Genomic DNA, 24,632 nt, shown 5'->3' with positions numbered 1-24,632 from the left:
CTCTCAAAAGGCAAAATATTAGCTTTAAGGATCATAAGCCCAATAAACCACTAAAGCAAATATTTTGCTTTAGTGGTTTATTCCACCGTACCGATGAATAAGCACAGAAGGAACACATGACCAACAAACCCACTCCCCGTCCAGGGGGCCGCAGCGCTCGTATTCAGGCTGCTGTTCATCAGGCCGTTCAAGAGCTGCAACAAGAACAAGGGCGAGCCGGGCTTACGGTGCCCGCTATCGCCGCACGTGCAGAAGTCACCCCCTCTACGGTCTACCGTCGCTGGGGTGATCTTGCCCAGTTACTGGCCGACGTTGCCGTCGAGCAACTACAGCCGGAACAGCCGCCAGCCGATACAGGGAGTTTGCGTAGCGACTTGTTAGCTTGGCTTGTTGAATACTTCGAAGAAATGTCATCAGCCCCAGGACGGGCGATGCTCCGCGATGTGCTAGGTACAGAAGGCCACGCCTGCGCGGGGAAATGTGATGGCTTCTTGCGTCAGCAGATCGAAGTCATAAACGAACGCGCCCTCGCCAGAGGCGAGCAACCGATTGAAACAGGCCTAGTCATCCGAATAGTGGTGGCGCCTCTGATGTACCGCATCTTGTTTGCCAACGAAACGCCGACTGCGCAGGCCATAGAAGCACTTTTTGAACAGTTAGTAAGCTCAACAGATGCTTGATAAAAAAGCCCCGTGTTTTGGATAACACGAGGCTTTTAGCAAGAGCGCGCCGCCTGACCTAGGGTGCCTCGACAGCGGCACGCCCTTTGATGATAGAGCGGGCAAGCATCAGATACGCCACCGAGCCACAGGCGGCCATGGCCAGAATGACCGCTTCAAGCGTATGCGGCAACATGGCGGACAATGCGCTCAGCAGCCCGGCGACACCGAACTGTGCTGCGCCCAGAAGCGCTGCGGCCGTCCCGCCACTGGTGGGAAAGAACTCCAAAAAGCAGGCCTGAATATTTGGCGAGATCGCCCCTATCGAGCCGATGGTCAGCATCATGGCGGGCAGGAAAGCGTATAGAGGCCACTCCATAAAGGCAGCCATCACCAGCAATAGTATACCGACTGCCTGACAGCCCGTTGCCAACTGTAGGATACGCAGTGACGGTAGCCGGGAAAGCAATACTCGGTTGAGAATGTTGAAGATAAGCATCGCGACGATATTCGCCGCAAATAGCATTGAAAAGCTTGAAGGCGACTGGCCGAAATGCCCCTGATAGATAAATGACGCATAGGTGATGAACATCATCAGGGTAGAAAAAGAGGCAGCCTGCCAAACGATGAACGGCAGGGCCGGCTTTGTCGACAGCACCAGTTTATAACGCGCCAGCAGGCTCATCTTAGGGCTTTTCGCGCGAGACACCTTGCCCGTGCCGGTAAAGATCACCCGCACCAGCAACGGCACCAGCAGCACCGCGTATACCGCCAAGGCAAAAAAGATATAGTGCCAGGAACCCAGCGCCAGAATCGCGCTGCCTACGCTCGGAGCGATTCCAGGTGCCAGCACCATGATAAAGCCCATCATCGAGAACAGTTTCGCGGCGTCGCGGCCCGCCACCCGGTCGCGCACCAGCGCCGGCACAGATACCAGGGTAAAACCGGCGCCAAGAGCCTGAACTGCCCGCCCGCCGAGCAGGGTGTTCAAAGAATCCGCCATACCAATGACGATGCTTGAGAGCGCAAAAATCGCCAGCCCGCTCATCAGCACCCGCTGGCGCCCGAAGCGGTCTGAAAGCGCACCGCCGATCAACTGGCCAAACGCCAACGCGAGTACATACACTGAAACGCTCAACGATACCGCCTGCTGAGAAATCCCCAGCGATTCACCGATGACCGGAAAGGCCGGCAGGTACGTATCCATGGAAAACGGGCCCAGCATCATGGTCATTGCCAGACTCAGCACCACAATGAAAGGCGTTTTAGATTGGGTCATAGAAGCTCGCGGTAAAAGGGCGTAATGATGGACAACACCCACGATATGATACCGACTGATGCCATCAAGGCAATCGAATAGAAAATGAGGGGGTGGGCTGCGAGGCGGTAATCGACTAAACACCTAGCCAGTTTGTTATCGGTTAGCGCGGCTATGCAAAAGAGTGTGCTCAAAGCTATTTTAAAAACACACCCCCAACGAGGAGACCAGGATGTCTATCCCCCAGCCAGAACGACTCCATCTCGACAGCGATGCAGCGACCGGCTACCCCAACTCCCCTCTACCAGTGCTGGTTTATCGCCAGGTTCTCGATATCAGCAATGCAGAGGAACGGGCCGATGCCTTTGAAAGTATGTTCAAACGCCACGGTTGGCCGCCTGCGTGGCGCTACCACCTATATGACTTTGACCACTTTCACTCCACTGCCCATGAAGCACTGGGCATCTTCCGCGGGCAGGCCCGGGCACGGCTAGGTGGCCCTAACGGTCAGGAGCTGATGCTTTACGCAGGCGATGCGCTGGTGCTGCCAGCGGGAATTGGGCATGCAAGCCTGAAGGCGGACGATGATTTCTGCATGGTAGGCGCCTACCCACCAGACCAAAAGCCGGAAATAGAGCGCGGTGATCCCGCAAAACTTGCAGCAGCAAAAGCCCGAGTCGCTGCCGTTGCCTTACCCGAGGATTCCCCGGCAGGAGGTTCACTAGCGGAGCTGTGGCGGGAAGGCTCTTAGCAGGTGGAAGGCAATTGGCAAGCTCGACGATTAATTAGCTTTTCGACGAACCGGAGCAGTTTTTAACTATTTATGCATAATCTGACGCTTCACCTGAGGCGTTTTAACAATGTAAGTAATATCTTGGGGAAACGACCAATGTAATGTGTGAAACATCATTAAATAGGTCGTCGGAAAAAGAGTACTCTATAGCACCATATATTGCTAACATGGCTTATTCTCTGCATTTATACTACTTTTTTCTACATAAAATCGTGGTTTCTCAGCCAATACAGCAGCCTTTTTCAATAAATCAAAACCAGCACTAAAGGGAGCTCATGGAACTCAGACACTTAAGGTACTACATTGTCGTCGCCGAACAACTTCACTTCGGGCGCGCGGCTAAATTACTTAATATATCGCAACCACCCCTAAGTAATCAGATAAAAAACCTTGAAGAAGAAATCGGCGTTCAGCTTCTTATTAGGAACAACAAGGAAGTCCGCATCACGCCAGCGGGTCAGCATTTTCTCGAAGCGGCAAGAAAGTGCATTGCGACGCTGGATAAGGAAATAGCCTTTACTCAAAGAATAGCACAAGGCAAGGAGGGATCTATTTCAATCGGATTTAGCGGTACTATGTCGTTTCACTTGATTCCATCTATCGTTAAAGACTTTAAAAGAAGCCATCCAGGTATCGACATACGTTTGCAACAACTTACCACTCACAATCAGATTGTCGGCTTGATACATGGGACAATTGATGTCGGATTTCTTGTCTCTCCTGTCTCAGACAAACGAATAGACAATATCACGATACTAGAAGAGCACTTCGTTGCCTGTCTTCCTAAAAGCCATTCACTAGCGACCACTAACCAGGTGGTCGACGTAAGTAAACTCAGTAATGAAAACTGGGTGATGACACCCCGAGAAGCAGGGCACGGTTACTATGATGCGATAATGGCTCTGTGTAAAGAACATGGTTTCAAGCCCAATGTCATTCAGACAGCTCAGGAACAGCAAACACTGGTGGCACTCGTGGCCGCCGAAATGGGCGTTACGCTACTTCCCCACTCGGCCACCTACATAAAAAATGACCATGTAGTGTACAAGTCGATTAATTCAGATGTGCAAAAGGTCAGCTCGATGGCGTGGAATTCCAATTTATTGACTGATACGGCACGTTTCTTTATTCAGTACATTGAATCGAAGATACATGAAGGCACGATCGAAAAGCCGATCGTGCCTAAAACTTATCTGCTTTCTTAAAAAGGGCCTAGGTTGATGGCCACCGCAATGCTTAGCGCCGCAGCCCCAATGGCTATCCAGATTAATAGCAAAGGGATCACGAACTTAAGCCATTTAAGCCATGGAACCCCACCGATCGCAATACTGGCCATTAAAATTCCCGACGTAGGGGTAATAATGTTAGTAAAACCATCACCAAAGTTATAAGCCAGCACGGCAACTTGCCGGGTCAAACCGATAGTGTCTGCTAATGGCGCCATCACGGGGACAACAATCGCCGCCTGACCGCTGGCAGAACTAATGATGATATTGAACGCCAGATTGAACCCGTACATACCTAGTGCCGCCAACACATTAGGTAATGGCTGAAGTACCATCGCAATCGAGTTAACAATGGTGTCCAGAACGTAAGCGTTTTCGAGCACGACCACAATTGCCCTGGCAAGGCCCACAATTAATGCTGCGTACAGCATTCCTTGCGCACCTCTGATGAACAGATTCACATACTGGTTTGCGGGTACCTTTTCAATCGCCGCCGTTCCCAGGCTTATTACCAAGAACAGCGCGGCCATTTCATGCAACCCCCATCCCAAGTTAAAAACGCCCACTACGTAGCCAATCATACAGGTCGAAAAGTATCCCAATATCACCTTATGTTTCCGAGTAAACTCGGCGGGGATTGTGTTAGCGTTTTCAACCTCTGTGGGGAAAGGTGTAGCGCCCAGCACAGATTTACTTTGATCTTTTGAAACTTTGGAAATGTAATGACAAAGATAGGCGATCGTCGACGCTAAAATGCAGAGGTAGACGGCAAAACGAAACCATAGGCCGCTGAAAATGGGGAGCCCCGCGATCTCCTGACCAAACCCGGTGGTAATCGGATCCAAACCGCCAATCGTGTAGCCTGCATATGCTCCCAGGTAAATAATCGCCACGCCTGCTACCGCATCTAGCTTAAAGGCTCTGGCGATAATGATGCCGATGGGAATAAATGCAATAACAGCCGTTTGTAACGCGCCAATAAACCCCGCTGCCGAAAAAGCGATAGACACCGCCACTATCAACGCATATTTTTTATCCTGCGTTTTCTTGATCAGCTTCATAATGCCAGCCTGAATGGCTCCTGTGTGATCCAGGATGGCGAACGAGCCGCCAATGGTCAGCACAAGAAAGATAATGCTGGCAGAATCGATCAACCCAGACTGTATCGAAAGAAAAAAATCATAGAGCGTGGTGGGACTTGCAGGCAACGCTTCATAGCTACCTGGCACCACCATAGCAGTGCCACTTTCTGTTGTACGCTCAAAGCTGCCTGCTGGAATGAACCACGTCGCTATTGATGCAATCATTAGCATCGCGAACAGGATGACATAGGAGTCAGGTATATTTTTCTTCTTTTTAACAGCTGAGGTATTCGGGTCTATTTTTTTCATTTTTACCTCTCTAAAACTTATAAGGGCAAGGTCAAAGGCCACACACTATTGTTAATTAACCAATGATTAGCGACTCTAAGTCTCTGGGAAAGTAAGTGATCATATCCATACCCTTTTCCGTTACCACGATAGTGTCGGAGTGTCGGAAAGCGCCCAGGCCATCGACATACAGCCCCGGCTCAACGGAAAAGACCATGCCTGGTTCAAGCAGAGTGTGATCTCCCAGGTCGAAAAATGGGGCCTCGTGGTTTAAAAGTCCCATGTTATGGCCGGTATGATGTTTAACGTATTGCGTTAAGCCATTATCCTTAAAGTATCGTTGCACCTCTTCCTCTACTTTAGAAGCGGGAATACCTGGTTTAATAGTTCTAAAAGCTACTTCCTGCGCTTCATACATATGATTGAAGAATATTTCCTGTTCTTTTGTTGCTTCTTCAATAAACATGGTACGTTCTAGCTCGCTCTTGTAGCCCCAAACATCGCAGGCCGCCTGCGAGACAACATTGAACCCTTTCTTGAACATGGCGTTCTGGTTTTGCGAATGAGGGAAAGCCGAATGCGGGCCAATCTGACCGCGATAGAATGCATGCGCTGGCGATCCATAGGAACGATAACCTGCGCCCAGGGTTTCGAACATCGCCTTGGTCGCTTCCTGGGTAGCGCGGCTTTCCGCCTCCATTTCACGGCCACCCGCATGGGTATACTTAGTCAGCAGGTTGTGCGCCAAATTACCCCATCGGGCAGACTCTTTAATCAGCTCTATTTCCGTCGATGATTTAATATAACGCTGCTCTTCAACGAGCCCTTTGATAAACACCTTATCGGCAAAAGTGATCAGTGAAGTAATTGCCGGCCCCGCATAGCCCTTTGCTGACCCATACCCCTCGGCATCAATGCCAACACTTAAAGAACCAAAGTTCTTATCCTGAAGTACCTTTTTGAGATACTCCATCGGATGAGTAGTGCCAGGGTATTCAGGGTAATCGCAAGAAGTACTTATAACGGCGTATTCTTGTGCATGCTCTACCTCCATGCGGGGCACAAATAAACTGAAAAAGCCCTGTGCATCCACAATAAGAGCAATCGGCCTTTCTGAAGGCCGGAAGTGAAACCCCGTAAGATAGAAGATATCGGTAACACTAAAAAGCAACGCTGCGTCGCAGTGCTTATTTTTAAGATTAGTTAAAAAAATTTCTTGCCTTTCTTTAATTTCTGAAACAGAAATTTTCAAAATCATGTTGCTAGCTCCTGAGTTAACCACCTCAGGAAGCTATCAGTGCCCTCACGTGAGGGTAAAATACTATATAAATGTCATTCGATATCTTATAAATATCATTAATGGAGAACCAAACCGCTCAACTTGAGCGGTTTGGCTGTTTATTTCCAATGTATTGCAATACTGACCGAGCGTATTCTTACGCTTGATTAGAAAGGCCCGTAGTTAATCAACACAGCGGTAACTACAAAGGCGATGCCCACTAGCGTCCAGAGGCATACCAACGGAAACGCGAAACGTACCCAGTTACTCCATGGCACTCCGCCCACGGCGAGCACAGACATCAACACACCCGATGTCGGCGTAATAATATTGGTAATCCCGTCGCCAAGCTTGAATGCCATCACCGCCGTTTGCCGAGTGATATCGAGCATATCCGCAAGCGGCGTCAAAATCGGCATCACTACAGCTGCCTGACCGCTACCAGAAGGCACCAGAAAATTGAAAAAGAGGTTGAATACAAAGACAGCGAGCGCACCCAACATGGAGGGAAGCGTACTCAAGGGCACAAAAATTGAATTCACTACCGTATCAAGAATCATCCCCTCGGCCATTAGCACCGTAATGCCTTTGGCAATGCCAATAATAAAGGCACCATATAGCATACCTTTGGCCCCCTTCATGAACATCTGCACAAACTCATTAGGTGAGAAACGCGCGAGTGCAGCGCTTCCTACCCCATTGATCATAAAGATGGCAGAAAGCTCATTAACGCCCCACCCCAACCCTAAAGAGCCATAAATAAACACCGCCAGGCAGGCAACAAAGAAACTTAAAATGACCAGATGCCGACGCGTAAACGTTAAGTTCTCATCATCGGATCCAATGGCTTCAGTGCTAAAGGGCTGATTCCCCATCAAACTACGGGCTGGATCGTCGCTAATGAGTTTGATATACCGACACACATAAGCAATTGTCACTGCCAGTAGCACGAAAAATAGCGCTACCCTAAGCGGCGCGCCAGAAAATAGCGGCAGCCCTGCTATGGATTGAGCAATCCCCAGTGTAATAGGATCGAAAACAGCAGCCGCTGAGCCCGAAAAATAGCCCAGATAGACAATAGCGATCCCCGCGATCGCATCTAACTTAAGCGCTCGTGCCAACACGATACCCAGCGGAATAAAGGCAATAACGGCATTCGACCCAACGCCAATGGCAGATACCACGCCAAATACAAAAGACACCACAATCGCGAGCAGATATTTACGCCCCCGGGCTTTATCAACCAAGCTTTTGATACCGGCATTGATCGCACCAGTAGACTCCACCACTGCAATCGCACCGCCCATTACCAGAACTAAAGCAATGAGGTTTGCTGAGCTGATAAAACCGTTCTGAATAGAAAGAAAAATGTCGAAAAAATTAAGGCCGCTAGACTCCACCAGATGAAAACTGCCGGGAATAACCGTAGGACGCCCCTCTGTGGTTCGCTCAAACTGGCCCGAGGGGATAAAGAAACTCAATAACCAAGCCACCAGTAATAACCCAAACAGAATCACAAAGGCATCGGGCATGGCCATTCTTTGTATTGATCTAGTTTTCACGTTGAAATTTCCTGAATATTTTTTCATATAGTTATTTATTTAACGCACTGACAAACGGCTGAATGGCGTATCAGACCTGCCGTATCAACGCCGCCAGGATCGCCGCACGCGGTACAATTGAGGCTATTTCAATGTGCTCATATTCCGCATGGGGGGCAGCGCCGGTTGCACCCAGCCCATCAAGGGTGGGAATACCTTTGGCTGCAGCGAAATTGCCGTCGCTTCCTCCGCCTACCGAGGCTTCCGTAAGCTCAATGCCGAATGCACCGGCAGCGTGCTGGGCAAGTTCAAACAGACGAGCCGTAGCATGTGTTCGCTCCATCGGCGGGCGCGTCATGTCACCGCTAACGGTTAGCGTTACGCTGGGATGAAATGGGGTACTTTGATAAATGGCATTGTAGAGCCGCCCGGCTTCTTCCAGCGTCGTTACCCGAACATCAATACCTAACTCAGCTTCCTCCGGCACGACATTAAGTGGGCCACCGCCACGTACCATCCCAACATTCACTGTGGTTCCCAGGCCGGGGTCGGCCAGGCTATGTAAGTATTGAATCTGGTGGGACAACTCCTCAATCGCACTCACCCCTTCTTCAGGGTTATTGCCCGCATGAGCTGCTTTACCCGTTATATGCATGTAAAAGCGTCCAGAGCCTTTACGTGCCGTTTTCAAAGCGCTGCCATTAGCCGTGGCAGGTTCAACAACCAGCACCACATCGCTCGCAACCGACTCCTCCTCAATTCGTTGTCGCGAAGTAGGGCTACCTAACTCCTCATCACTGGTACATAGAAAACGAATACGGGCATTGGGAAGCGCATCGAGTTCAACGAGTGCTTTGACAGCCCAAATGGCTTGAACAATACCTGCTTTCATATCCAAAATGCCGGGACCGTAAAACTTGTCCGTCTCACGGCGGATAGCGAGCCGGCCGATATCCCAAACCGTATCGAAATGCCCCAAAATAAGAATCTGACGATCCCCCTCTCCTAGCGTGAAGCCAAGATGATCGCCCTTTTCAGTTTGTGGGAACGTTTCCGCCTGACATTGGAGCCGGTCTTGAAATAACTGGCGCAACATTTGACCACAGGCGTCCACTGCGGCTTTATCATTGGATGGCGATTCAGCACGTACCAACGCTTCAATATCATCGAGAATAGAACGCTGATGCTCTTGCAGATAAGAGTGAAGGGTATTCATATAGCCTCTCGAGTAAGAATGACAGCCTCTAAACAGCAGCAACCCCAAAACAGCGTTGTGCTATTAGGCGCACGGTCAGTATGTGAGGGGCGTAACAAGGAAAGAATAAGAAGCGCGCAGCCGAATCGTTGCGTTCAAAGCAACGGTTAAGAAGCCGGTGAAGGATAGAGAGAATGGTGCAACAACGCATAGACCAGGGAATTACCGAGCATCGACTGGCTTACCTTTACGAGGTTGCCATGCAAGGAGGTGTTAGAGCGGCTGCCGAGTCAGTCGGCGTTAACCCTTCGGCCATTAGCCGGCAAATAGCACTGCTTGAGCGCCATCTGCAAATTCCCTTGCTCGAAAAACAGGGAAGGAACGTCACGGTGACCCAGGCGGGAAAGCTACTGATCGAGCACCACCGGGAAATGCTGTATCGGCGGCGTCAGTTAGCCGAGACACTGCAGGATATGCGCCACTTGCGTCGAGGCAGTGTCAGCCTACGGGTCGGGCAGGGTATGATCAGTGAATTTGTGGAAGGGCCTCTCCAACAGTTCAGTGCAGATTACCCTGATGTGTTTGTCGATATTCACTCTGGCAACATGAGTGAAACAATCAACATGATGCTGCGGGGCAAAGTGGACATGGCGATCAGCTTTGGTCCATTAGGCGATCCTCCGGTCATGGTTCGCAGTTTTAACCGCGGCCCCATTTGCGCCATAGTGCCGCCACATCACGCTTTGGCAGGCCTTGAAGCCATTACGCTTGAAACCCTGGCCTCCCAGCGATTGATCTTTATGGCAGAACAATTCGGCATCCAACAGTACATCAATGAAATGTTCAGCAGCCAACACCTAGCCCCTCTGCCCGCTTACCAGTGCAATCATTTTTCAACGGCTATTGCGCTCGCAATATCAGGGCTAGGTATTGCCTTCATGACGCGGCAGTCTGCCCGCCCATTGGTGGATCGTGGTGATATCGTTGCGATCCCTGTCGAGCACTCTTTATCGCATACCGCTACCTGCCATCTTATCCGTAGCCAAGGAAGAAGGTTCACTCCTGCCGCTGAACACCTATGGAAAGTACTCGCGAGCTCAATGCAATCACAGTCTGCCGGGAAGCGCTGAGCTTAAATCAGGTAGCGCTTTTACTCGTTAAATTTGGGGAGTAATTCGCGTCCAGTAATGCCCCCATATGAGGCAGCCACGGCAACCCGCAACGCTTACCTTGACAGCTAACACCGGGGCTAGAACCACATGGATGTACCAGTGCCCAACCAATATCACTCGCGCGCACCCACCTTGTCTGGGTGGCTACCCAGCATCAGAAAAACCACCACCGACAGCAAAGCGATGAGAATCGCAGCGACTGTCAGTAGGATCGAGTGCGTGGTGGAGAATGCCGCCTTCGCGGCCATGATGAGTGCATCCGCCTGATCTGCGGCCAGTCCTTGTGCCACAACGATGCTGTCGCTCATTGAGCGCGCTGCCTGTGCACCGAGGGCTGGCTCCAAGTGTGGCGGCAGTACAATAGTGCTGGTATAGACGCTCGCCATGAAAACCCCAAACAGGGTGATGCCGAGCCCACTGCCCAATTCGTAGCCGGTGGCTTCCAAAGAGCCTGCAGCCCCTCCTTTACTGGCGTCCACTGCCCCCATAATGGCAATCGAGGAAGCGGTCAGGCCGATGCTCAGGGTGAGCCCCAGCACGGCCAAAGCTGTTGGCACTGTCCAGTCAGGCGCGTGGAAGTCAGCATGCGCCAGATAGGCCAAAGCGGCGGCCGCGATCGCCATCGACATGCTGGCAACCAGCCGTAAGCCAAACCGGTTGGACAGGTAGCCTGCAATGGGGCCACCAACTGCAGCGGCCGCCATGATCGGCACCATAACAAGGCCGGCCTGCAGCGGCGTCTTGTCCAGCACATATTGCAGCTCTTGCGCCAGCGTCAGCTCGACACCTGCCAGTGCACCGGAAGCCACTAGCGCCATCACCATGCCAGCGACAATGGCCGGATGGCGAAATAGCGATAAGTCCAGCATCGGCTCCGCCGAACGCAACTGGATACGTGCAAACCAGGTCAGCATCGCTAGCCCCTGGAAGAGCACCAACCCTGCACGCCACAGCGGCTGCCCCGCTCCCACCCCAGACTTGATGCCGTAAACCACCGAGATAATACCAACAAGCAAAATCAAGGCCTGACCGAAAGCCCATTTGCCTGGCGTTGTAGCCTCGCGGCGAGGCAGCAGCGCATAGGCGACCGGCGCCACCACTAGCATGATGGGCACATTGATGAGAAATACCGAGCCCCACCAGTAATGCTCCAACAAGACACCACCAATCAATGGGCCAACTGCCGCGCCTGCGGCCCCAACCGTTCCCCATAGGCCAAGCGCCATCGCACGCTCGCGCTCATCTTCGAAGGTTTTGCGGATAACACCTAGCACACAAGGCATAATCATCGATCCGCCAATGGCGAGCAGCACTCGAGCACCGATCAACATGACGGGTGTCGTCGAGAATGCCGCCAGTAGTGACGCCACCCCGAACACCAAGAGTCCGGTCAGCAGCACACGGCGCGTACCGACTCGGTCAGCCAGGGTGCCCATCGGCACCAGTAGGCCCGCCATCAGCAGCGGATAAATATCGATGATCCACAGCACTTCGGTGCCAGCGGCACCTAGCGCCGGCGTCAGTACAGGTATAGCGACGTGCAGGATTGTCATGTCGATGACAACGGGCAGGAACGCCAGCATTACGGCAAACAGAACTAGCCAACGTTGTGGGATAGCAGAAAGCATTAGCCACTTAACTCCTAGATAATGATGTCACTTCCAACGCTGCCACTGAAAAGGTGTCTGACACAGGGGACGCCGACAGCGTTAGCACGATAGGCGGAATCAGTCGGCGCATGGCATTAATGCTCTACATCGTTATCGGGTTGTAATGATGAAGGGCGACGAGCCGCACGCCAGCCACTAACGCGCTCCTGAAGACCTATCACGAAAACGAAGAACACCGGGACGAAGAGAATTACCAGCAGCGTTCCGCTGACCATACCGCCGAAAACGCCCGTGCCTATCGCATGCTGGGTTTTGGCACTGGCGCCAAACGCGACCATCAACGGCACCACCCCCAAGCCGAAAGCGAGTGAGGTCATAAGAATCGGGCGCAGGCGCAGGCTGGCGGCTTCCACCGCGGCCTCCATCAGCCCCTTACCTTGCTCACGCAACTGTTTTGCGAACTCAACGATCAAGATCGCGTTTTTCGCAGACAGTCCGATCACGGTGACCATACCGACTTTGAAGAAAACATCGTTAGGCAGGTCACGCAGCAACATGGCGGCCACCGCACCCAACAACCCCAGCGGGACAACCAGTATGACCGACAGCGGAATAGACCAGCTCTCGTAGAGAGCGGCTAACACCAGAAACACCGCCAGGATGGATAACGCCACCAGCATGGGTGCCTGAGCAGCGGACTGGCGCTCCTGAAGGGACTGCCCCGTCCAGGCCACTGCGAAACCGGGCGGAAGTTGCTGCGCCAGACGCTCCATTTCAGCCATGGCGTCACCAGTGGAAGCCCCCTGCGCCGCACCGCCAGAAATACTAGTGGCGGGATAGCCCAGGTAACGCACCATTTGTAGCGGTGTTTCGTCCCACACCGGCGTGACCACCTCTGACAAGGACACCATGCCCCCCCTGCTATTACGCACGTGCAGCTTGAGCACGTCGTCGACCTGCATGCGTGCCGACGCATCCGCTTGCATAATCACCTGCTGCATCCGGCCTTCATTCGGGAAATCGTTGATGTAGGACGACCCCATCGCAGTAGACAGGATTTCGCTAATGTTGGCGAACGACACCCCGAGCGCTTCGGCTTTCTGGCGATCGATGTCAAGACGAATGCTCGCCCCTTCCGGAAGGCCGTCGGAATAGACGTCACTAACTACCTTGCTCTGCGCCGCCAGTTCCAGCAGCGTTGTCTCGGCAGCCTTAAGGGCGGCCGGCCCCTGGTTGCGTCGATCCTGCAAGAACATCGTAAAGCCGGACTTGGTGCCCAATTCATCAATGGCCGGCGGCAACATACTCATCACCGTCCCTTCGTTCAATTGACTCATGGCTGCCTGAGCTCCTTCCGCTTCACTCGCCGCCGTGGCACCGTCACGCTTCCCCCAATCCTTTAGCGTGGTGAACGTCAGCGCTGTATTCGCGCCAGACCCAGAGAACCCGAAGCCCAAAATAGACATACTGCCGTCCACTGCAGGGCGCGCCATGACGTACTCCTCATACGCCTTGACGACATCCAAGGTACGCTCGGTTGTCGCATTAGCGGGTAACTGGATACTGGTCATGAAATAGCCTTGATCCTCTTCCGGCAGAAAAGCCGAAGGCAACTGGCGGAAGGCGAACACCAGCACGCCTGCGATGACCACAAACACCAGCATGACCCGACCACTGCGGGCGACCAGCCTCCCCACACGCGATTCGTAACGGGCGGTCATACGTTTAAGCGCCCGGTTGAACATGCCGAAGAAACCGCCTTTGTCGTGGTGCCCCGGTTTAATGGGCTTGAGAAGGGTTGCGCATAGCGCCGGTGTCAGCGTCAACGCCAGAAACGCCGAGAACAGAATCGAGACCACCATCGCCAGCGCGAATTGCTGGTAGATCACTCCGACCGAGCCACTCGAGAAGGCCATCGGGATAAACACCACCGTCAATACCAGGGTGATGCCCACCACCGCGCCCGTAATTTCCTTCATCGCCTTGATGGTGGCGTCCTTTGGCGACAACCCCTCTTTGGCCATGATGCGCTCAACGTTCTCGACCACCACGATAGCGTCATCGACGATGATGCCAATCGCCAACACCATGCCAAACATCGTCAGCACGTTGATTGAGAAGCCTGCCAGCAGCATCACCGTGAAGGTTCCCAACAACGCAATCGGCGCGACCAGTGCGGGAATCAGCGTGTAACGGATGTTCTGTAGAAACAGCAGCATCACCAGGAAGACCAGTACCATCGCCTCGATGAGGGTATGGATGACCTTCTCGATAGAAACCTTAACGAACGGGGCCGTATTAAAGGGAACCGATGAGCTCATGCCCGCAGGTAGCGCCTGGTTTAACTCAGCCAAACGCGCTTGCACACTTTCCGACGTGCGGACAGCATTGGCGCCGGGTGCCAACTGTATGGCTGCCGCCGTCGCTGGCTGGCCATTCTCACGATTGGAGAAGCCGTAGGATTGGGCGCCCAACTCGACTCGCGCCACATCGCCCAACACCACTTTGGAGCCGTCGACATTAGCGCGAAGTACGATAGCGGCGAACTCTTCCGGCGTGCTCAATTGCCCCTGTGCGGTCAACAGTGAAGACACCTTTTGGCCGGGTAAGGCCGGAGATGCTCCGATGCTGCCCGGCACAATCGGTGCGTTCTGCTCCGTGATCGCGGTCGATAGATCATTCACCGACAAGCCGAAAGCAATCAGCTTCTCCGGCTCTATCCAGATGCGCATCGCCTGCTCAGCACCGAACAGCTGCACACGACCAACACCGTCAATGCGGCGCAGTTCCTCGACGATATTGCGCGCCATATAATCGTTCAGTGCGATCTCATCAAAGCGCCCATCATCGGAATTCAGACCTACGATCATCAGAAAACTGGATGACGCTGACTCCACGCTCAGCCCATCCTGACGAACCGCCTGTGGTAACCGGGGTTCGACTGCCTTGAGTCTATTCTGTACATCCACTTGGGCCAGTTCCGGATTTGTCCCTGGCTTGAATGTGGCGGTGACAGAGGCCGACCCTGAAGAGTCCGCCGACGATTCGAAGTACAGCAGATTCTTGACGCTGGACAGTTCTCGTTCGATGAGACTGAGCACGGCGTCGTTCATGGTCTGCGGTGTGGCGCCGGGGTAGGTCGCAGTGATGGTCACCGAAGGGGGCGCTACCGAGGGGTAGTGAGCGACCGGCAACTGCGGAATGGCGATCACGCCCAGCAGGATGATAAACAGCGCGACCACCCACGCGAAGACTGGGCGATGGATGAAGAACTGGGGCATTGCGGAGACTCCGGAAGCTTAATAAGAAGATGCCACTGAAGCCTCAAGAGGCGATGACATATGCCAATCAGTCGCGCTGACTTCGACACCATCAGAAAGTCGCTCTATACCCTCGACGACAACCTTCTGCCCCTCTGTCACCCCCGTTTGAATCCGATAATTACCGTTCGCCAATTCACCAAGCTCCACTGAAACCATCACCGCCTTGTCGCTGTCACCAATCAACCAAACGTAGGGCTTACCGCCGATGCGCACCACGGACTGTTGCGGCACCGTCAACGCGTTGTCATAGCGTGCATAGGGCACGCGAGCGCGCACAAACATACCGGGCAGCAGGCGCCGATTGGGATTGTCCACGAGTACACGCAGTAAAAGGTCACCCGTGCTGGCATCCACATTGATGCCCGAAAAAAGAATGCGTCCGGTGACATCGTAGGGTGTACCGTTGCTGCCGAGAATGGTGACCGGTAAGCCATTGTCGAGCGAAGGTTGCGCCGCCATCGCATCTTGAAGCGATTCGAGCGAGGAAGCAGAACGCCGAACATCGACATAGACCTTATCGATCTGCTGAACACGGGCCATGGGCGTGCTATCGCTGCTGCCGACAAGCGCCCCCTCCGTTACCAACTCCTGATCAATTCGGCCTGCAATGGGGGACACCACCGTGGAGAACTCCAAGTCAAGGTGGCGGCGCGACAGCGTGGCACGCGCTTGGGCTACCTCAGCGGCAGCTTGCTGGCTGCTGGAGACAGCATCGTCATACGCTTGGCGGCTCACCGACTGCCCTCTGACCAGCGACTCCAAACGAGCCGACTGTGCACGGGCATGAGCAAGCTCGGCTTCGGCTTTCTGCAAAGCAGCTTCTGCCGTTTCCACTTCAGCTCGAAACGGCGCTGGGTTGATTTCGAATAATGGCTGCCCCGCACTCACGTCGGTTCCCTGTCCGAAAAGGCGACGTTGGACAATCCCGCTGACCTGCGGACGAATTTCCGCCACTTGAAAAGGAACGACCCGAGCCGGCAAGTCTTCGGTCAGCTCCAATTTAACGGGTTCCAAGGTAACAACAGACACTCGGGCAGGAGGCGGCGCTACTTCTTGCTCAACTGGATCGCAGGCGGTTAGCACGGTTATCAGCAAGGCACAGAAGCCACCATTACGGTAAATATGTCGGATCGTCATGCATCGCCCCTTCAGATATAGGCAAACATTTGCCTACTCATAGAATTGAAGGGGACTATATCGCTGTAGCGTGGTATTAACGTCGACGGTATGTGTAGATATGATGGAGAACACAATTAATGTTTCATTAGGCGCTTTCATGTCCACGACTCAACAGTCGCCAAGTTCTTATTCTGGTCAGCAAGCACTGATTCTCATCGCCGAAGACGAGCCTGAGATCGCTGATATTCTGCAGGCTTACCTGAAACGTGCGGGCCTCCGAACCATCTACGCAGAAGATGGACGCAAAGCATTGGACATGCATTTGTCGATGAAACCCGATCTCGTCTTACTTGATGTAAAGATGCCTAAAATGGATGGCTGGCAGGTGCTGTCAGAGGTTCGCCATCGTGGTGAGACGCCCGTCATCATGTTGACCGCGATGGATCAGGACATCGATAAACTCATGGGGTTGCGTTTTGGTGCCGACGATTATGTGGTTAAGCCGTTTAATCCTGCCGAGGTTGTCGCACGCACTCAGGCAGTGTTAAGACGCACCATGGCTGATGCTAGCCATCAACCTCTTGTGCTCAGGGTTCCGCCTTTTGAGATCGACTTGGAACAACACGAAGCCTTTGTTCAGGTGGGAGGAGACTCGCACAGCCTTGCGTTAACGCTCACCGAATTCAGATTGTTGACGCACCTTGCACGCGCGCCCAAAAAAGTTTGCACCCGCGCAGAGTTATTGGCCGCCTGCCTGCCCGAAGGTGAGGCGCTTGAGCGCACTGTCGACAGCCATATCAGCAAGCTGCGTAAAAAACTGGAAGACGTCGATGTGAGAGGCATACCCGTTGGCATACGCGGCGTTGGGTATCGGCTATGGGGAACAGAATGAAACTCATTGGATTGAGCCGGACAATCGCGTTAACAATGGCAGCGATGGCGTTTGGGATAACACTGCTAGTCGTGGTGACCTCTTATGTGTTCTATTTCATTACCTTCCATTTTTGGCAGGGGGCGATTAGCGAACCAAACATGTTCCCGTCGGGGCTAGAGTGGGCTTGGCTCGTTAGCACTACGTTGGTTGGGCTGGCGTTCGCCGTGATAGTGGGCATTCACTTGGCACGTCGCATTCTGGTACCGCTAAATTCCGTAACAGAAAGCATGCGTCGCGTCGCACAAGGCGACCTGGACGCACGCGCCACGACAGGTGATCGCTCGTTAGGCGAGGCTGCCGTTTTGGCAAACGACTTCAATGCCCTGGCAGACCAATTACAGCGTATGTCCAAGGAAATGACGTTCTGGAATGCGGCGATTGCCCATGAGCTGCGTACGCCCGTTACTATTTTACGCGGACGCCTGCAAGGCTTGGCAGAAGGCGTATTCCCCCCCGAAAAACCCCAGTTTCAAAGCCTCCTTACCCAAATCGACGGCATGGCACAACTGATTGAAGACCTTCGCGCCGTAAGCTTGGCCGAAAGCGGCCATCTGAACCTTGAGATCAAGAAATGTGATCTTTCTGCTGAAATTGAATCAGTTGTTGAATTTTGTAGACATGCCCTAAATGCATCAAATCATTATCCAACCCTTGATCTGCAATCTGGCGCCGCGTATTGCGACCCTGTCCGTATTCGCCAGGCATTGCTTGCGTTGCTGGAAAACGCTCGCCAGCATGCATCACCAGGGTCACTCATCATCCAAACGCGCCAGGACGACGGCTGGTGTGTTTTGCGTGTTATAGATACCGGCCCAGGTATTCCTCAGGAATATGCTTCTCAGATTTTCACGGCATTCCGGCATGCGCGGGACGCTGACAGTGGTATGCCAGGAGACAAGCGAGGAAGTGGGCTCGGATTGGCGGTAGTGGCGGCTATTGCCAGAGCCCATCATGGCGAGGCCAGATGCTACCCCTCTGATGAGGGTGGCTCTTGTTTTGAGTTGCGCTGGCCTTCTCAATCACATAGGGGGTGATGACATAGCGCGTTTACCCTCTTGGCGAACTACTAAGAAAAAATCCTTAGTGGTTGCCTGCTCGCGCAATTGGCGCTGCTCCCAGAGATACACGAGCCGAATAGAGTTCATATTCGGCTCATAGGTTAGTCAGAAAGCTAACTGGGATGGAGAAGTATAGGTGGAGGGAAATCAGGGGGAGAAGAGTGGATTGTGAAGAATGGATTGAGAGCATGCTGACGTTCTTGCTCGCGATTACCTGGGAACGCCGAGGGCGCCCCCAGGTTTAGAATCAGCATACGGCTAAGACTCAACTCCAGCTGCCTGTGCCACCGCCAGCGCCGGTAACGGTGGAGACGGCACCCGACTGGAAGTGGCCCAATAGATTACTGTCGCCATCGAAGAACAGGATGCTCAGATAGACTGGCGTACCCTGAAATTCGAAACTTACCGTATCACGATAGAGCCGTTCGAGATCTTTGGTATAGACATCCCCAAAGAGAGCGCCGCCGCCCGCTGAGGAGATGCCGCCAGCATTGCCATCGAAGGACTTGCCATCGGTGATGTTAACCTGAAACCTAAGATAGAAGATCAGGCTGGCTACGCTGCCGGTAGCAGGATAGGCCTTCTCGGAAGCCATCAAAGCGTCGGCAACGTCATCGATCTGCTCAGGCTCGAGTTTTTCATGCATGGCAACACGAAAGTCGTGGGCGATCAGTTTTTTATCAATGGTTTGAGGAGCATTGTTTTGAGGAACATTGCTTTGAGGAGCATTCATGGTTAGATACCTCATGCGGATGTTGTGAAATCGGCGGCCGGTCATCGACCGCGGCTTACCTGCCCTAAGCATTTCAGCTTAGATACTGCGCAGTCACAGCATCAGCTCGGCATCACCAATATTGCTAACAATAGCCACACGAAGTACAACGGATCACTTCGGTATCAGCTTCTCTTGCGCCCTTGGCAGCAACGAACTCTTGGAAGATCCTGGAGCAAACGACTGCATAAGGAGAATAACGATGGACACTTCAACGCTTCGGGTTGCCATTATCGGCGGCGGCGTCTCTGGCCTGTCACTGGCCTACTACCTTCAGAAGCTCGGTGGTAAAGCAGCCCAGCAGATAGAAATCACCCTATTCGAGCGCAAAGCCACGCTTGGCGGCAACGCCGAAACGGTGTGGGTCGACCTCGGCAATCGGCGGCAACCAGGCGAGCCCGAGTCGCCCTATCGGCGCTGGGCCGACCTGGGGGTCAATGATGTCAACTTGGCCACCTATCATCGCCTGCGCACGGTGCTTAGCGAGATCGGCGAGCTAGAGCGCATGAAGCCGCTAGAGAATACCGAGAGCTACTTCAGCCGTGACGGAGCGATAGCCCTGACCGATGATAGCGACCTGGCCCGCGGTGTCAGCGACCCCGCCCACGAGCTAAATCAGGCCGAAGGGGGCAAGCTAGCGCCGTTGATCACCGTGGTGCATCAAAGCGCCATCGACCTAGTGGAGAGTGGACGCATTACGCCCCGCTATACGGTAGATGACTTCTTCGACAGCTGTGTCGCCACGCCCGTCGAGATGCTGGCAGCCGCAGCGGATCATTTGAAAATCACCATCGACTGGCAGGACCCGGCGCTGCCAGCTCGGCTGGAACGCATCCGCCACACCATCTACTATCCACGCATATCGGCCATGTACTTCGCCGACGATCGCGGCCCGGGCGGTATGCCACTCCAAGCTCCCTTCGAGTATTACCGCATTCAGGAAGGTGGCTCGCCCCCGGACCGCCGCTACTTCGAGCATGGCTCCCAGCACTGGCTTGAGGCCTTGGCCGCTTATATCGCCAACCCCGAGACTCAGGGCCCAAGAGTCAAAATCCTGCGCGGCATCGACGTAGAGGCAAGGCTCTCGCCCCAAGGCGCAACGCTAGCCGAGCGTACCGCTTCAGGTGAACGCCGCTGGCAGGCAGATATTCTAATCATGGCCACCCATGCTGAAGATGCCCTGCCGATACTGACCTTTGGCGACGGCCTGACTGAGATCCAGCAAGGCCTTCAGCATATTCTTGGCAAGGTGCGCTACACCCGCAGCTTCAGCGTCTGTCACACCGCTGCAGCCCGCCTGCCACCCAATCGCAACCTATGGCGTACCTACAATATCGAAGTACGGAACCCTGAAGACACCTTCTTCCCCTACCGTATCGACTATGTAGCCAACCGCCACCAGAACGATGCAGAGAACAGTGATTACAATCAGGCAGGCCTACCGCAGTACTTCGTCTCTCTGGTGGATGATCTCAACAAGATTCCCCACCGCGAGATGCTCGAGCGGCGCCCTTCGCCCCTGAACGACTCCATAGCCACCGATCCAAACGAAGCTGGCTACCGAGACCGCTTGCCGCCACTGGGCAGCGCTCTGGAAGCCAAAGCCTGGACCCTGTTCAAGCACAATGTACTGGATGCCAACTGCCTGGAAGCTCAAGCGGAAATCGAGCGCTATAACCGAACCACCGCCCAAGGACGCTACGAGGGAAACCAGAACGTATGCCCGCTGCTGTTCGCTGGCGGTTGGGCGCGCGGCGCGGGCCTTCAGGAGCAGTGCCTGGAACAGTCAGAGCATCTCATCGCCCTGCTGCTGGGGGATACCGGATCAACGTAAAGATAACGCGCGACGACTAGTAACGGCTGGCAGCCAGACAAGGCATCGTCATCAGCAGACCAGCCGCTTCGCCCTGGCGCCAGCAATCCCGTAAAGCTTCCAGAGCGCTAGACTCGCCGTTCTCTTCGCAGCTCTCCAACCAAACAGCGTGAGCCTCAATCAGCGCTCGGTGATGCTCGCCCCAGGCACAGGGCTCCGCCGCCATCAGCTGGGTCAAGCGCTGAGCATAGTGGCGGGCTGCGGAAGGGCGATGGTCAAGCAAGCTAACCTCCGCCGCCGTGACCAAAAAACGGTAGCCGTTGTGCCCCACGCAGCCAGCATCCAGCAACGCTTCACCCTGTTGCAGCGTCTCCAAGCGAGCCTCTGGATCCTCTTCCAACAGCGCCCGAGTGCCGAGCACCCAAGGGCCAATAAAGGCCGTCAGACGGTGCTGTTCCACCAACTGCCAGGCACGCTCGATACTGGCTCGCGCCTCAGCCTGTCGTCCGGTGATCAGCTCGATACGGGCACGGCTCTCCAACAGAAAGGCCTCGAAGCGCCCTGACCCCAGGCCGCGAGCCACTGCCAGCGCCTGTGTGACCTGCTCGTCGGCCGCATCGGGATTGCCCTGGGAAATCAGAACCCAGGACGCCGTTAGCCGAGCCACCACTTCAGCACGCCGATTGCCAACACGCTTGCCCAGCTCAGCAGCATCGAAACAGTCGGCCAACGCCGCCTCGGTCTCGTTAGCATAAAGACGAGCCGTACCCAGCATGAACAAATTAGAGGCCTCTAGGTCAGCGTGGCCGTGAGTTCGGCAGAGTGCCACACAGTGGTCGAAAAGCTCGTAGGTGCTGCGCATCTGCCCCTCGGCATAATGCGCATCGCCCAGCCCACTCAGGGCCTGGATTTCGGTATGCACATCGCCACCCAATCGGGCCTGCTCCAGTGCCCGAGTGTGGTAGGCCCGGCTGGTGGCAAAATCGCCCCGGGGGAAATAGAGATTACCTTTTAGATAAAGCACTTCAGCTAGGGGCAAAGGGTCCTTCAGCATCTCGGCCAGGGGCAACAGCCCATCGAGTATCGCTTCTTCTGCCTCTAGGGCATCGAGCATGTTCAGCACCCGGGCTAGCCAAAGATCCGCGGTAATGCGCTGACACTCCTCTCGGGCGAACGTGCGCGCCGTCTCGAAGTGCTCGCGAGCCGCCTGGATGCGCCCGGTCGCCATCGCCACCTGGCCTTGCAGCAGCACTAACCGGTACTCATCCTTCGGCGCATAATCGATGGCTCGGCATTGTCTCAGCAGCGCCATGGCTTCCTCATGCCGATAACGCAGCATTTCCGCTGCCACCGCCTCCAGGAACGCATTCGGTGCTTCCAGGGAACGTGCACGGTGAAGATGGCGCGCACGTAGCCCCAGTTCCGTTTCACCATAGAGCTCGGCCAGCCGGAGATGCAGGCGGTCGCGTTGTATTTTTGGAATCCCTTCGTAGATGCCCTGCAGAATCAGGTCATGCACAAAGCGATAGCTCCCCTCTTCCAGCGGGCGTACCAAACTGTAGCGCTGGGGGAGTTCAGGTCGATAATCGGCCTGCCCCACCACTTCCTGCAGCAACGCTAGCGAGAAGCGCTGCCCCATAACGGCGGCGACGCACATGGCCCGACGATCCAGGTCGGTGAGCTGATCCAGCTTGGTCTGTACCAGATTAGCTAGGCTGGCTGGCAAGCTGCAGTGGGGATGAAACAGCAACAGTTGAGTCAGAAACAGCGGATTGCCCTGGGCCTGAGTGACAAGGCGGGAGGCATGCTCGGTGGGAACCGCTCCGAAGCTGGCTACCAGGGCCTCGGCCTCTTGGGGGCGCAATGGAGGAAGTTCGATCAAGGTTAGCGGCGACTCAGGCAACTGTGGCCTTAGACGGGTCTCTAGTGGGTCCTGCTCTAAGCGTGAGGTAAACAGCCAGATCACCGGCGCTTCCAGGGTCTCCTGGAGTAGCCCAGTCAGGGTTCCCAGCAGCGCCTCATCGGCCCAGTGAAGGTCTTCCACCACCAGCAATTGGGGGCGATGAATAGACCGCGCCAGGAGAGTGTCGCGCAGTGCCAGAACCAAACGCTGGCTGCGGGTCTCCGGGGTCATGGCCGCATAGAGACGCTGCGCATCCTCTGGCTGAGCCAGCCCCAGCAAGGGGCGCAGCAGCATGGCATGATCCACGGGCAAACGCAGCGCCGAAAGGCGAGCGAGTAGGCTCGCTTCGTCTATCGTTTCACCTTTCGTCTCATCGGACGTTTGAAGCAGCGAACGAGTCAGCTGCATCAACGGGCCTTCATCGGCACGCGTGCCGAAGTCCAACACCTCGGCCTGATGATGATCGGCATGCGCCGCCGCCATCTCGGCAAACTCGGCGCTGAGACGCGTCTTGCCGATGCCCGCCACGCCGCGAATATAGATCAGATGGCCAGCCTGATAGTCACAGGTACTCTCTAAAATGGCCTGCAGCTGCCCCAACTGCACCCGGCGCCCCACCAGTTCGAAGCGGGCCTCCTGAGATTCGTCTCGGGGATGGCGGTAGCGCAGCCAATCTCCGCCTTCATCATCGAAGATAAAGCGTTCCGCCAACTGCACCGCCACCCCGCGCTCAACCCAAACACCACTCCGCTCCTCCGCTATCGAAGGGGGCGTAGCGGACGGCCATTGGCCAGCCTGGAGATATACGACCTTCGCCACTCCCTGTTCCACCAGGGTCGCGGCGCACAACAGGCCCCGCTGAGCATCGCTACGGTAAGCCCGGGGCAGCCCAAACAGGGCCGTCCCTTCTTCCGCCAGGCTGCCGCCGAAATGCTGAACCCAGGTCGCCAGGGTTGGCTGGTCAGCCACCACAGCATGCAATTGGATCAAGACACGCGCGCTTTCCATCTCCTCGCTATCAGCGGCAGGCACAGCGGCGGCCTCTTCCGCATTCGCTGACAGCGCCTCAACCTCGACGCCGTAGATCTCAGCCAAGTGGCGAGCGGTGCGATAAAGCACCGCCCGCCCACTCTCGGCCCGTTTAATCGAAGCAATAGAAACGCATAGGCGCTGGTCGAAGCAGTACTCGGCCAGCGCCTCCTGACTAAAGCCCAGCCGTTTGCGGTGCTGCTTCAAGCGCTGGCGATCCAGCCGCAAACGCCCATCTTGGGGAGCGATCATGATTGCCTTCCTTTCTCGAACACGCGGGAAATGTCGACCATGGCACTGCATCACGCTTTACATGAAAAATCGGCGTGCAAAGACTGGCTAGCTTTTGTGCAAGCCTATGGTTTTTTAGTATTAGATGGAACTAAGCCTAGCAGATTACGAGCTAGTGCAGAGCAAGCGGCACTAGTTTTGAGGAAAGATGAGCAGAAATACATAGACCTACCACCTCGCCCATTCAGCTCACAGGATGAGCCGATTATGGTTTATATTCGGCTCATAATATAGCCAGATACTAATTGGAATTTGGTAGAATAGAATCAGTAGCAGAAAAAGCTTGA

Annotated in this window: 17 protein-coding genes; 7 read left to right on the top strand and 10 right to left on the bottom strand. The window is 54.5% G+C overall.

Features of this window, described 5'->3' with window-relative positions; translation table 11 throughout:
• Window positions 1-116: 116 nt before the first annotated feature.
• Complete coding sequence (locus ACW17M_RS11980) at window positions 117-680, top strand: TetR/AcrR family transcriptional regulator (protein ID WP_457547477.1); 564 nt, start codon at window positions 117-119, stop codon at window positions 678-680.
• A gap of 58 nt (window positions 681-738) precedes the next feature.
• Here ACW17M_RS11980 and ACW17M_RS11975 read toward each other — a convergent pair whose 3' ends face one another.
• Entirely contained in the window at window positions 739-1,938 is a 1,200-nt protein-coding gene (locus ACW17M_RS11975; RefSeq protein ID WP_457547476.1) for a multidrug effflux MFS transporter, read from the bottom strand.
• A 211-nt stretch (window positions 1,939-2,149) separates the two neighbouring features.
• On the opposite strand from ACW17M_RS11975, the gene ACW17M_RS11970 reads away from it, so the two are divergent.
• Both ACW17M_RS11970 and ACW17M_RS11965 read left to right on the top strand, forming a co-directional pair.
• Window positions 2,150-2,668 (top strand): cupin, encoded by a 519-nt coding sequence (locus tag ACW17M_RS11970; protein ID WP_457547475.1) that lies wholly within the window; start codon window positions 2,150-2,152, stop codon window positions 2,666-2,668.
• A 317-nt stretch (window positions 2,669-2,985) separates the two neighbouring features.
• A complete protein-coding gene (locus ACW17M_RS11965) occupies window positions 2,986-3,915 on the top strand; it encodes a LysR family transcriptional regulator (protein WP_457547474.1) in 930 nt (309 codons plus the stop codon).
• On the opposite strand, the gene ACW17M_RS11960 is transcribed toward ACW17M_RS11965, so the two are convergent.
• The 4 genes from ACW17M_RS11960 to ACW17M_RS11945 all read right to left on the bottom strand — a co-directional run bounded on the left by ACW17M_RS11960 (window position 3,912) and on the right by ACW17M_RS11945 (window position 9,342).
• Window positions 3,912-5,327 (bottom strand): YfcC family protein, encoded by a 1,416-nt coding sequence (locus ACW17M_RS11960; RefSeq protein ID WP_041157683.1) that lies wholly within the window; start codon window positions 5,325-5,327, stop codon window positions 3,912-3,914. The two genes, ACW17M_RS11965 and ACW17M_RS11960, sit on opposite strands and share 4 nt — an antisense overlap.
• 55 nt (window positions 5,328-5,382) lie before the next feature.
• Window positions 5,383-6,564 (bottom strand): M24 family metallopeptidase, encoded by a 1,182-nt coding sequence (locus ACW17M_RS11955; protein ID WP_457547473.1) that lies wholly within the window; start codon window positions 6,562-6,564, stop codon window positions 5,383-5,385.
• A gap of 188 nt (window positions 6,565-6,752) precedes the next feature.
• Entirely contained in the window at window positions 6,753-8,117 is a 1,365-nt protein-coding gene (locus ACW17M_RS11950; protein WP_240549893.1) for a YfcC family protein, read from the bottom strand.
• Between the two features lie 100 nt (window positions 8,118-8,217).
• Window positions 8,218-9,342: a M20 family metallopeptidase gene (locus tag ACW17M_RS11945; RefSeq protein WP_457547472.1), complete on the bottom strand. Its 1,125-nt coding sequence runs from the start codon at window positions 9,340-9,342 to the stop codon at window positions 8,218-8,220.
• A 173-nt stretch (window positions 9,343-9,515) separates the two neighbouring features.
• Between ACW17M_RS11945 and ACW17M_RS11940 the strand changes: the two genes are divergently transcribed.
• Window positions 9,516-10,451, top strand: coding sequence for a LysR family transcriptional regulator (locus ACW17M_RS11940; protein ID WP_035538973.1), 936 nt, complete (start codon window positions 9,516-9,518; stop codon window positions 10,449-10,451).
• A 155-nt stretch (window positions 10,452-10,606) separates the two neighbouring features.
• Here the strand turns inward: ACW17M_RS11940 and ACW17M_RS11935 are convergent, their stop codons facing one another.
• The 3 genes from ACW17M_RS11935 to ACW17M_RS11925 form a co-directional block, all read right to left on the bottom strand.
• A complete protein-coding gene (locus ACW17M_RS11935) occupies window positions 10,607-12,121 on the bottom strand; it encodes an MFS transporter (RefSeq protein ID WP_457547471.1) in 1,515 nt (504 codons plus the stop codon).
• A gap of 116 nt (window positions 12,122-12,237) precedes the next feature.
• Window positions 12,238-15,384: a multidrug efflux RND transporter permease subunit gene (locus tag ACW17M_RS11930; protein ID WP_457547470.1), complete on the bottom strand. Its 3,147-nt coding sequence runs from the start codon at window positions 15,382-15,384 to the stop codon at window positions 12,238-12,240.
• A gap of 18 nt (window positions 15,385-15,402) precedes the next feature.
• Window positions 15,403-16,563, bottom strand: a complete 1,161-nt coding sequence (locus ACW17M_RS11925; protein ID WP_457547469.1) for an efflux RND transporter periplasmic adaptor subunit — start codon at window positions 16,561-16,563, stop codon at window positions 15,403-15,405.
• Window positions 16,564-16,702: 139 nt separating this feature from the next.
• On the opposite strand from ACW17M_RS11925, the gene ACW17M_RS11920 reads away from it, so the two are divergent.
• Both ACW17M_RS11920 and ACW17M_RS11915 read left to right on the top strand, forming a co-directional pair.
• The gene (locus tag ACW17M_RS11920; protein WP_457547468.1) at window positions 16,703-17,437 is read left to right on the top strand and encodes a response regulator; all 735 of its coding nucleotides are present in this window, start codon (window positions 16,703-16,705) and stop codon (window positions 17,435-17,437) included.
• A complete protein-coding gene (locus ACW17M_RS11915; RefSeq protein WP_457547467.1) occupies window positions 17,434-18,513 on the top strand; it encodes an ATP-binding protein in 1,080 nt (359 codons plus the stop codon). The genes ACW17M_RS11920 and ACW17M_RS11915 overlap by 4 nt, the downstream gene beginning before the upstream one ends.
• A 289-nt stretch (window positions 18,514-18,802) precedes the next feature.
• Here the strand turns inward: ACW17M_RS11915 and ACW17M_RS11910 are convergent, their stop codons facing one another.
• On the bottom strand, window positions 18,803-19,270 hold the full coding sequence (locus ACW17M_RS11910) for a VapA/VapB family virulence-associated protein (RefSeq protein WP_101148383.1): 468 nt from the start codon (window positions 19,268-19,270) through the stop codon (window positions 18,803-18,805).
• 241 nt (window positions 19,271-19,511) lie between these two features.
• Between ACW17M_RS11910 and ACW17M_RS11905 the strand changes: the two genes are divergently transcribed.
• The gene (locus ACW17M_RS11905; protein ID WP_400668096.1) at window positions 19,512-21,143 is read left to right on the top strand and encodes an FAD-dependent oxidoreductase; all 1,632 of its coding nucleotides are present in this window, start codon (window positions 19,512-19,514) and stop codon (window positions 21,141-21,143) included.
• Between the two features lie 16 nt (window positions 21,144-21,159).
• Here ACW17M_RS11905 and ACW17M_RS11900 read toward each other — a convergent pair whose 3' ends face one another.
• Window positions 21,160-24,306 (bottom strand): ATP-binding protein, encoded by a 3,147-nt coding sequence (locus ACW17M_RS11900; protein ID WP_161575190.1) that lies wholly within the window; start codon window positions 24,304-24,306, stop codon window positions 21,160-21,162.
• Between the last annotated feature and the right edge of the window lie 326 nt (window positions 24,307-24,632).

The sequence above is a fragment of the Vreelandella sp. 2A-K22 genome (assembly GCF_054065485.1).
Note: the sequence above shows the minus strand (reverse complement) of the source record. Positions and strands in the feature narration are given on the sequence as shown.

Bases quoted from the DNA above. Each gene is read 5' to 3' on its own strand.
- ACW17M_RS11980 (WP_457547477.1), top strand. From the start codon at position 117: ATGACCAACAAACCCACTCCCCGTCCAGGGGGCCGCAGCGCTCGTATT.
- ACW17M_RS11975 (WP_457547476.1), bottom strand. From the start codon at position 1,938: ATGACCCAATCTAAAACGCCTTTCATTGTGGTGCTGAGTCTGGCAATG.
- ACW17M_RS11970 (WP_457547475.1), top strand. From the start codon at position 2,150: ATGTCTATCCCCCAGCCAGAACGACTCCATCTCGACAGCGATGCAGCG.
- ACW17M_RS11965 (WP_457547474.1), top strand. From the start codon at position 2,986: ATGGAACTCAGACACTTAAGGTACTACATTGTCGTCGCCGAACAACTT.
- ACW17M_RS11960 (WP_041157683.1), bottom strand. From the start codon at position 5,327: ATGAAAAAAATAGACCCGAATACCTCAGCTGTTAAAAAGAAGAAAAAT.
- ACW17M_RS11955 (WP_457547473.1), bottom strand. From the start codon at position 6,564: ATGATTTTGAAAATTTCTGTTTCAGAAATTAAAGAAAGGCAAGAAATT.
- ACW17M_RS11950 (WP_240549893.1), bottom strand. From the start codon at position 8,117: ATGCCCGATGCCTTTGTGATTCTGTTTGGGTTATTACTGGTGGCTTGG.
- ACW17M_RS11945 (WP_457547472.1), bottom strand. From the start codon at position 9,342: ATGAATACCCTTCACTCTTATCTGCAAGAGCATCAGCGTTCTATTCTC.
- ACW17M_RS11940 (WP_035538973.1), top strand. From the start codon at position 9,516: ATGGTGCAACAACGCATAGACCAGGGAATTACCGAGCATCGACTGGCT.
- ACW17M_RS11935 (WP_457547471.1), bottom strand. From the start codon at position 12,121: ATGCTTTCTGCTATCCCACAACGTTGGCTAGTTCTGTTTGCCGTAATG.
- ACW17M_RS11930 (WP_457547470.1), bottom strand. From the start codon at position 15,384: ATGCCCCAGTTCTTCATCCATCGCCCAGTCTTCGCGTGGGTGGTCGCG.
- ACW17M_RS11925 (WP_457547469.1), bottom strand. From the start codon at position 16,563: ATGACGATCCGACATATTTACCGTAATGGTGGCTTCTGTGCCTTGCTG.
- ACW17M_RS11920 (WP_457547468.1), top strand. From the start codon at position 16,703: ATGTCCACGACTCAACAGTCGCCAAGTTCTTATTCTGGTCAGCAAGCA.
- ACW17M_RS11915 (WP_457547467.1), top strand. From the start codon at position 17,434: ATGAAACTCATTGGATTGAGCCGGACAATCGCGTTAACAATGGCAGCG.
- ACW17M_RS11910 (WP_101148383.1), bottom strand. From the start codon at position 19,270: ATGAATGCTCCTCAAAGCAATGTTCCTCAAAACAATGCTCCTCAAACC.
- ACW17M_RS11905 (WP_400668096.1), top strand. From the start codon at position 19,512: ATGGACACTTCAACGCTTCGGGTTGCCATTATCGGCGGCGGCGTCTCT.
- ACW17M_RS11900 (WP_161575190.1), bottom strand. From the start codon at position 24,306: ATGATCGCTCCCCAAGATGGGCGTTTGCGGCTGGATCGCCAGCGCTTG.